We start from the raw sequence: 8,277 nt of genomic DNA, 5'->3' as shown, positions 1-8,277 counted from the left end.
AAAGCTCTGCACTACTTTGCCTCATCCCCCACCCCCAAAAACGCAAAAACTGCTTTGCACCCCAGAGGGCGCAAAGCAGTTTCGCAATGATTGCCGAGAGCTGACGCTATCCGATGGCGATCCTTAGATCGCCTCCAGGATTCCGTTCAGCGTCGCGCTGGGGCGCAGGGCGGCATCCGCCAAGGCGTCATTCGGCTGGTAGTAACCGCCGATCTCCACAGGTTTGCCTTGCACGGCGCCGAGCTCAGCCACGATCTTGGCTTCGTTGGCGGTGAGATCTGCCGCGGGCTTCTCGAAGATCGCTTTCAGTTCGGCGTCGTCGTTCTGAGCGGCCAGGGCCTGCGCCCAGTAGAGGGCGAGGTAGAAGTGGCTGCCGCGGTTGTCGATGCCGCCGACCTTGCGGGAGGGAGACTTGTCGTGGATGAGGAACTGGCCGGTGGCCGCGTCCAGCGTGTCTGCCAGCACCTTGGCCTTGGCGTTTTCAAAGACGATGCTCAGGTGCTCCAGCGACACGGCGAGTGCGAGGAATTCACCGAGGGAATCCCAGCGGAGGTAGTTCTCCTCCAGGAACTGCTGCACGTGCTTGGGAGCAGAACCGCCGGCCCCGGTCTCAAACAAGCCGCCGCCGTTCATGAGCGGGACGATGGAGAGCATCTTCGCGCTGGTGCCGAGCTCCAGGATGGGGAAGAGGTCGGTGAGGTAGTCACGCAGCACGTTGCCGGTGACGGAGATGGTGTCCTGACCGGCTTTGAGACGGGCGAGCGTGAACTCGGTCGCGGCGGCGGGAGCAAGGATGAGAATCTCCAGACCGGAGGTGTCGTGATCGCCGAGGTACTGGTTCACCTTCTGAATCAGCTGGGCGTCATGAGCGCGGTTCTGGTCGAGCCAGAACACTGCCGGGGTGTTGGTGGCGCGAGCACGGCCCACGGCCAGCTTCACCCAGTCCTGCACGGGGGCGTCCTTCACCTGGCACATGCGCCAGATGTCGCCCTGCTCCACGTCATGGGAGATGAGCACGTTGCCCTCTGTATCCACGACATTGACGGTGCCCTTTCCAGCGATCTGGAAGGTCTTGTCATGCGAGCCATACTCCTCGGCCGCCTGGGCCATGAGGCCCACGTTCGGCACGGTGCCCATGGTGCGGGGATCGAAGGCACCGTTCTTCTTGCAGAAGTCGATCGTGGCCTGGTACACGCCGGCATAGCTGCTGTCTGGAATGACGGCCAGCGTGTCCTGCAGCTTGCCCTGAGCGTCCCACATCTTGCCGGAGGAGCGGATCATCGCTGGCATGGAGGCGTCGATGATCACGTCGCTGGGCACGTGGAGGTTGGTGATGCCCTTGTCGGAGTTCACCATGGCCAGGCCGGGGCCGTTGGCATAGGCAGCCTGGATGTCAGCCTCGATCTCAGCCTTCTTGTCCTCTGGCAGGGTGGCGATCTTTGCCACCAGGTCGCCGAAGCCGTTGGTCAGATCCACACCCAGCTTGGTGAAGGTTTCCTCGTGCTTGGCCAGGAGGTCTTTGAAATAAGCGCGCACGCCGTGGCCGAAGATGATGGGGTCTGAGACCTTCATCATGGTGGCCTTCATGTGCAGGGAGAAGAGCACGCCCTGCTCCTTGGCGGCGGCCACCTGCTGCTCAAGAAACGCCACCAGCGCCTTCTTGCTCAGCTTCGTGCCGTCGATGATCTCACCGGGCTTCAGGGCGACCTTTTCCTTCAGCACACGGGTGGTGCCGTCTTCGCCCACGAACTCAATACGCACGGCGCCACCGGCAGCCACGGTCACCGACTTCTCATTGGAGAAGAAGTCGTCCCCGCTCATGTGAGCCACGCTGGTCTTGGAATCAGCAGACCAGGCGCCCATGGAGTGCGGGTTCTGGCGGGCGTATTCCTTCACCGCCTTGGGAGCACGGCGATCCGAGTTGCCCTCACGCAGCACCGGGTTCACCGCGCTGCCCTTGATCTTGTCGTACTTGGCTTTGGCCGTTTTTTCCTCGTCCGTCTTCGCGTCCGCCGGGTAGTCGGGCAGCTTGTAACCCTGGGCCTGCAGCTCAGCGATGGCCGCCTTGAGCTGGGGAATGGAGGCGCTGACGTTTGGCAGCTTGATGATGTTGGCATCCGATTTGAGCGTCAGCGCGCCCAGCTCGGTAAGGGCGTCCGCGATGCGCTGCTCCTCCGTGAGGTACTCGGGGAAGTTCGCAATGATGCGGCCCGCCAGCGAGATATCCCGGGTCTCCACCGCGATGCCGGAGTGCTTGGTAAACGCCTGGATGATGGGCAAAAAGGAGTAAGTCGCCAGGGCAGGTGCTTCGTCGGTCTTCGTGTAGATGATGGTGGGGCGCTCGGACATGGTAGGACGGGACGGTGAAAACAAAACGGGGTGAAAGGGGCACCCCCTTGGTGCCTGTGGTCACATAAGGCAGGCGCGGCAACTGGTCAAAAAGCAAATGTGAGGCCGGGCAACGCGGGGATTTTTGCGAGGCTTCGCCTTGAAGAAGACTATTTTTTCCACAACTTGGTCCAACCCCCTTTTGTCTTCTGATGCTCCCCCGCCCCCGATTCTCGCATCTCGCGCCAGGCCTGCTCGCTGCCGCCATCGCTCTCGGCTTCCAGCCCGCCTGGGTGCACGGTCAAAGCCCTGCCGTCACTGCGCCGGCCAAGCTCTCCGCCATGCAGGAGGCCGAATTTGCCAAATGGCTGGTGGGCACACAGTGGGAATCCGAACGGCAAGGCCGGATCAAGACCTACTGGTTCGTGACACCGACCTTTGTGATCTGGACCGCCGGTCGTGAAAGCGGACACTCCGTGGGATTTGGCTACCGCGTCACGGGAAAGGGCTCCGTCTTCTGGAACTTCGAGCCGCGCAAGGAGGCCAGCCCCAACAAGATGACGGTGGCAGAGGACCTTGTCTCTGGCTCCCTGAACAACGGCACCGATGACCTGCCGCTCAAGTATCTCGGTCGCCGCACGCCTCCGGCTTTGGAAACTCAAACAACGACCGCGGAGTTTGAAAAATGGCTCCTCGCTCAGGAGTTGCAAGGCGGCGGCACCATCGCGGTGGGTGACGACCGGCACCTGACCTGGAACGGGGACCGCAGCCGCGGCGAATACCGGACCATCGTTCCGGGCATCGTCGAGTGCGAGTGGCATAATGCGCTCGACCGGAGTTTGCTCATCTTCAGCCCGCACCAAGACAGCTACCAGTGGTACTCCTCCTGGGGGCAGGCATCGGGTCCGGTGGTAGCCTCGGCCAATGGGGCGTCGGGGGCTCCCGTCAGAACCATGACCCCGCCCACCTCTGCCGACCCCTCCCAGCAAGGGGTGGCGCTCAAGCGTCGCAGCGCCTCGGTGGGTGGGCTGCTGGTGGTGCCACTGGGAGGATCCCGCTACGCGGGCAAGACGTCCCAGCTCTCCATCTCAGCCCTGAAGCTGGACTACGGCGGCCCTGCCACGGTGGCATTCAACCAGGAAGTGGGCCCCAGCATGACCACTGCACTGGATGAGGTAGTGAAGTTTCACGCTGTTCGCCACGATGGCGCTCTGCGAGATCACCGCATGGAATTGTCTTTTGACGATAAGTACTCGCCCAAGGACGGGCCCTCTGCTGCGGTGGCCTGTGCCCTGCTGCTGGAGTCCCTCGTCACGGGCGTGGAACTCGACCCCGGCTTCTCCGTCACCGGAGACATGAACGCCGACGGCTCCGTGCAGCCCATTGGCGGGGTCATTGCCAAGCTGCGTGGGGCCTCCAGAGCGGGCCAGCAAATCACCGCCATCCCGTTGAAGAACCGGACGAGCGCCGTGGACCTCGCCCTCGGCGAAGGCATCACTCCATTCCTGGGGGTGCAGCTCTTCAGCATCGGCCAGTTTGACGAGGCCCTGGCGCTGGCACGCCGAGATCGCGCTCCGGAGATCAGCAAGGCGATGGTGGCCTACTCGATTCTCAGCGATCAGCTCCGCGGCAACCCCGCTCTGCTCACCACACCAGCGACCAAGAAGACGCTGGGTGAAATCGCTGCGGCCGCCCCCAATCACGTGGCCGCCCGTCTTTTGCTCGCCATTTCTGAAGGCCGGATGCCCCGGCAGCTCAGCGCTGCGGGCTCGCTGGAAGCGGTGGACCAGATCGTGGCCGCCATCAAAGACGCCACCCGCCTGGACCTGACAACCACCAGCTCCCTCGACGGTGGCGAGGTGGCCGGAGTCCGCAACCGGCTGCAACGCGTACGCGCCCTGCTGGACAGCCGACTCCACCCCTATGTGGATGCCTGGACGGAGTGGACCACCCTGGCCGACCAGATCATCACCCGCCGGTCCGCAACCGCCCAGATGCTCGCGCAGTTCAAAGCGGCGGGCCAGCGCATCGGTGCCGAGGCGCAGAAGCTGGAGGGAAACAGCGAGTTCATGGAAGAGATCATGAAGTAGGGGCCCGCGGAGCGGGAGACGCCAGACTGCCAGACATCAGACGCAAGACCTGAGCTGGCGCATGGGTGGGGGTGCTGAGCGGAACGGTCCGTAAAAGGAGCCAGGGACATTCTTGTCCCGGTCGGACGCGCGGCGACTGAGGTGGCAAACGGTTGTAGCATCGCACCACCTCAGCATGTTTCGTCACTCCGCTCCCAGAGCCGGTTGGGACAACCGGACTACTTTGTTCCGCCCCGGATAGTCATCGGGAAGTTGGCTTGTCGACTTTGACGATCTGATGGTGTCCCGACCCGGATTGCCCGATGCCGGAGGCATCAAAGCCATTAGCCGGACGGTTGAAGGAGCGTAGCGACTGATACCTCCGGAAGTTCAGATTCAGGATTGCATCCCGGAGCGGATGCCAGCGACGTCGCCTTCGGCATCCAACTTCCCAGGATCACTGTTCCGATTCTAATCTGTTATCGACGCTGTAGGGCGACCACCTCGGTTGCCGCGAACGGCTCCTGACTGAGGCAACCGAGGCGGTCGCCCTACAGGAGACACAAGACTGGCGCGGTTGTGCCCGGATCGGGTGAGGTTTAAGAAGATCAATACATCTCGGGGGTGGAGCATTACCCAACCCGAGAGCATTGGTTCTCATTTTTGAGTGTCTGGTACACCATGCACACCCTATTTCCAAGTTACACCAAAAAAGACCCCTCTCTCTATCTCAGTGAACTGCCAAAAAGGGTGTGCATGGTGTACCAAAAGGGGGTCTGCGATGTGCGGAGGGTCTGAGGTGGCTGAGGTCAGACGTCAGCGGGGCTCTAGGGTCGGACGTGTTTGAGCACTCCGCTCCCATAGCCGACGGGGATCGTCGGACTACGCCTGCTGAGGCAGCGGAAAGTAGTGCCGGGCTTCAGCCTGGCGTTCGTGCCGCTTGGCCACGCGACTGAACAGGCTGAAGCCTGTGCCTGCTTTGCTCTGCCGTGAAGCACCGCTTGGTTACGCATCGAGGACGACATCTCAAGAGACGCTCGACTGAGCGGGGCTGGGAACCCCCGCCTCCTTTAAGCTTCCAGGCTGGCGGTCGGTGAAAGGAGGGAGCCGCTGCGCGGAGACACAAGACCAGAAGACACAAGACCTAAGCTGGCGCTTGCATAGAGAAGCCCAGGCAGATTGAGACCTCATAGGACGCTTGCTCGGGACCGGGACAGGAATGTCCCTCCCTCCTTTTACTGACCGCTCCGCCCCTCACCTCCGCCTGTGCGCCAGCTCAGGTCTGATGTCTGACGTCTTCCAGTCTGGCGCCTCCGCGAAGCGGGCAGGCCCTACGCCGCCGGATTCGGATTCGGGCTCAACTTCGGTGGCAGAGGAGGCGCGGGCGGGGACTGCGGCCGACTTCCCTTGAGATCGCCCAGTTTTTCCACCCAGTTAACCTTCGCGGTCAGCAGCATGAGCAGCGCCAGCGTCAGGATGGCTCCGATGGTGATGGTCAGCCCCGTGAGCCCGTCAAAGAAGAAGCTGTAGCTGAAGAGCACCATGTACACCGTCTGCGCAGCCAGGGCGACCCAGAACATCTTCCGCCCCGACACGGCTCCAACATAGGGACAGACCAGCGCCAGCGACACGACGGCGGAGATGATAAAGCTCAGATGCAGCGGCACCAAATCCACCAGGTAGGCAAACAGGAGCTGGAAGGCAAAGCAGCCCGCCGCCAGGAAGAAGTAGTTCATGGGGTGAAGGTTGGCTCCATAAACCATGCCCACGATGAGCAGCACCGTAAAGAAGAACACCAGGGACACGGGGGCAAAGAACGCAATGCGCGAGGCCACCGGACCGGCATTGAGCACCTTGGGCATGTCCATGCCGATGGCGGGCGCAGAGAGCACATCCGGGTAGTCCCAGGTGAAGAGCTTGTTGTTCACATCTCGATCCGTGGGGGAGCCGGTGCCCTTGGGGAAGTTGATCTCGTCAAAGTTCGTCTGCATGACCAGGCTGAACTGCGCCACCCGACCCGCCTGGGGGAACGCGTAGCCCCAGGTGTCCATGCCGCGCGTTTCATAGGTCACCTTCAGCGGCACCGCGCTGCGGGCGGGCACCACCACGGCCTCGGTCACCATCCCGCCGGAAGGCGTGGCCTGGCTGGCGGCAGCCCCGCCCAGGGTGAAGGAGAAGCGCTGGTAGCTGGCGTCGCCCGAGGGCAGAGGAAACTGCACATAGAGTGTCTGGGACACCGGTGTGGGGTTGGAGAATTCGTACTCGGCGGCAAAGTCGGCGCGATAGGTCCGGTGCCAGAGCAGGCCGCGTTTTTTGGGATCGTAGTCCAGCTTCACCGTCACCTTGCTGCGGCTGGGCTGCAGGGTGACGCGCCCTTTCGCCCCGGTGGGGCTGAAGTAGAAGGCCGTGGGATGCGCCTGACGCATCTCCGGCCCCCAGACATCCGTCACATCGTCACCAAGCTGGCTGCCGGAACCGGACGTGCGGACCTGGAGCGTGCGCCCCAGCACGGCCCAGGCCGCGGCGGTGCAGAGGGTGATGGCCGCGATGGCCAGAATGCGTAGAGGGGTCATGGCAAGATGGGGTGAAAGGGCTGAATGGATTGCATGAAACTACCTAGACGAAGACTGCCGGGACGCGCCTACTGGAGCAGGCCGCTCTTTTGATAGAAGAGCTGTGCCTGGGGCCGCTCATTCCGGCAGAGCTTGCGCACCAGCCGGACGGTGTGGGCGTTATTTCCCGATCCCCCATCCGTCGCAGGGGCCGCGTGCTCGATCCCCTCTCCCACGCCGCTGATCTGGTAGGTGTCCGGGATCTCCACTGACCACAGCACCTCCTGGATGAAGAGCGGGGTGAGCGGCAGTTCCAGACTGGTCTGGCCTTCCACCGCATGGAGCTTTTCCTTGGTCTCCGTGTAGGAGAAGGCCACCTGGCTCTTCACCGTCTTGGAGCTGGTACCGGTATAGGGCAGCGGCACCTCCACCACGCCGTTTTCCCGCACGATGGGCTTCACCGGGGCACCGTCCACGGAGCACTTGAGGAGGTTGCTTTTCTCCGGGAGCGCCACGCTCCAGCGCAAGGCTTCATCATGCTCGATCTCCACCGTCCCGGTCGTGAGCACGGAGCCGTCTCCCACCAGTCTGGTCACATAATCACTGCGGGTGATGACGCCCACCGCTGTCTCCAGCCGCGGCAGGACCCGGCTTTGCAGAGTGACAGCGCTGGCAGCGGTCACGGTGCCAAACTCGGGGGCCTTGGTCTCCGCGATCACCCAGCGGGGCAGCTTGTGGGCAGGGATCGGGCCTTGCAGACCGACTCCGGCGAACTCCACCCCTGGCGACAGCACAAACATGAAGAGGGACTTCACCTGATCCTCTTTTTCCAACGAGGGCGCACGCAACGCCCACTCAGCCGCCATCGGCATCTGCTGCAGGGCATAGGAAACCGTGAGCTGGCGCTCCATGATGTCGCGCGTCTTCCATTTCAACCGCAGTTCCGTCTGGCCACTGGCGGTGCGGGCAGGACGACTGTCCACCAGATCGTCTCCCGTCACCTTCACGGAACGCGCATTGGGCGGCAGCAGGAGCACGGCTTCCACGGCGGATCCATTGAGCGCCGAGGCATTGATGAGCGCCCGGTAGCAGAGCTCCCCTTCGCCCTCATAGACGAGCACCTCGTTTTGCAACGCCCACTCGCTGGGCGTGAGCGGCGGTGGAGGCGGAGGCGGGGCCTCCTCCTTCGGGAGCAGCGCGGCATCCGTGAGGCTCAGCGTCACCGGACCACCGCGGGCGGGAAGGCTCAGCTTCATGACCCCCTCCAGGACCTGGCCAGAGGCCGCGCTGCCATCGCCCATCAGCACCGCCCGGCCCTCCGGCAGGCC

At 63.1% G+C, this 8,277-nt stretch carries 3 protein-coding genes and 1 pseudogene; 1 reads left to right on the top strand and 3 read right to left on the bottom strand.

Going from position 1 to position 8,277, the window contains the following annotated elements; all coding sequences use genetic code 11:
- Positions 1 to 123 precede the first annotated feature (123 nt).
- Positions 124 to 2,349 (bottom strand): NADP-dependent isocitrate dehydrogenase, encoded by a 2,226-nt coding sequence (locus tag BV106_RS06025; RefSeq protein WP_038162021.1) that lies wholly within the window; start codon positions 2,347 to 2,349, stop codon positions 124 to 126.
- Positions 2,350 to 2,540: 191 nt separating this feature from the next.
- Here BV106_RS06025 and BV106_RS06020 point away from each other — a divergent pair, with 191 nt between their 5' ends.
- On the top strand, positions 2,541 to 4,418 hold the full coding sequence (locus tag BV106_RS06020) for a S16 family serine protease (RefSeq protein ID WP_038162019.1): 1,878 nt from the start codon (positions 2,541 to 2,543) through the stop codon (positions 4,416 to 4,418).
- 1,310 nt (positions 4,419 to 5,728) lie between these two features.
- Here BV106_RS06020 and BV106_RS06015 read toward each other — a convergent pair.
- Together BV106_RS06015 and BV106_RS06010 are read right to left on the bottom strand one after the other, a co-directional pair.
- Positions 5,729 to 6,970 (bottom strand): inner membrane CreD family protein, encoded by a 1,242-nt coding sequence (locus tag BV106_RS06015; protein WP_038162016.1) that lies wholly within the window; start codon positions 6,968 to 6,970, stop codon positions 5,729 to 5,731.
- A gap of 68 nt (positions 6,971 to 7,038) precedes the next feature.
- A pseudogene (locus BV106_RS06010) lies at positions 7,039 to 8,277 on the bottom strand (hypothetical protein); the annotation flags it as partial.

Source organism: Verrucomicrobium sp. BvORR106 (assembly GCF_000739655.1).
Taxonomy (GTDB): domain Bacteria; phylum Verrucomicrobiota; class Verrucomicrobiia; order Verrucomicrobiales; family Verrucomicrobiaceae; genus Verrucomicrobium.
This window is presented reverse-complemented; position numbering and strand designations above follow the sequence as displayed.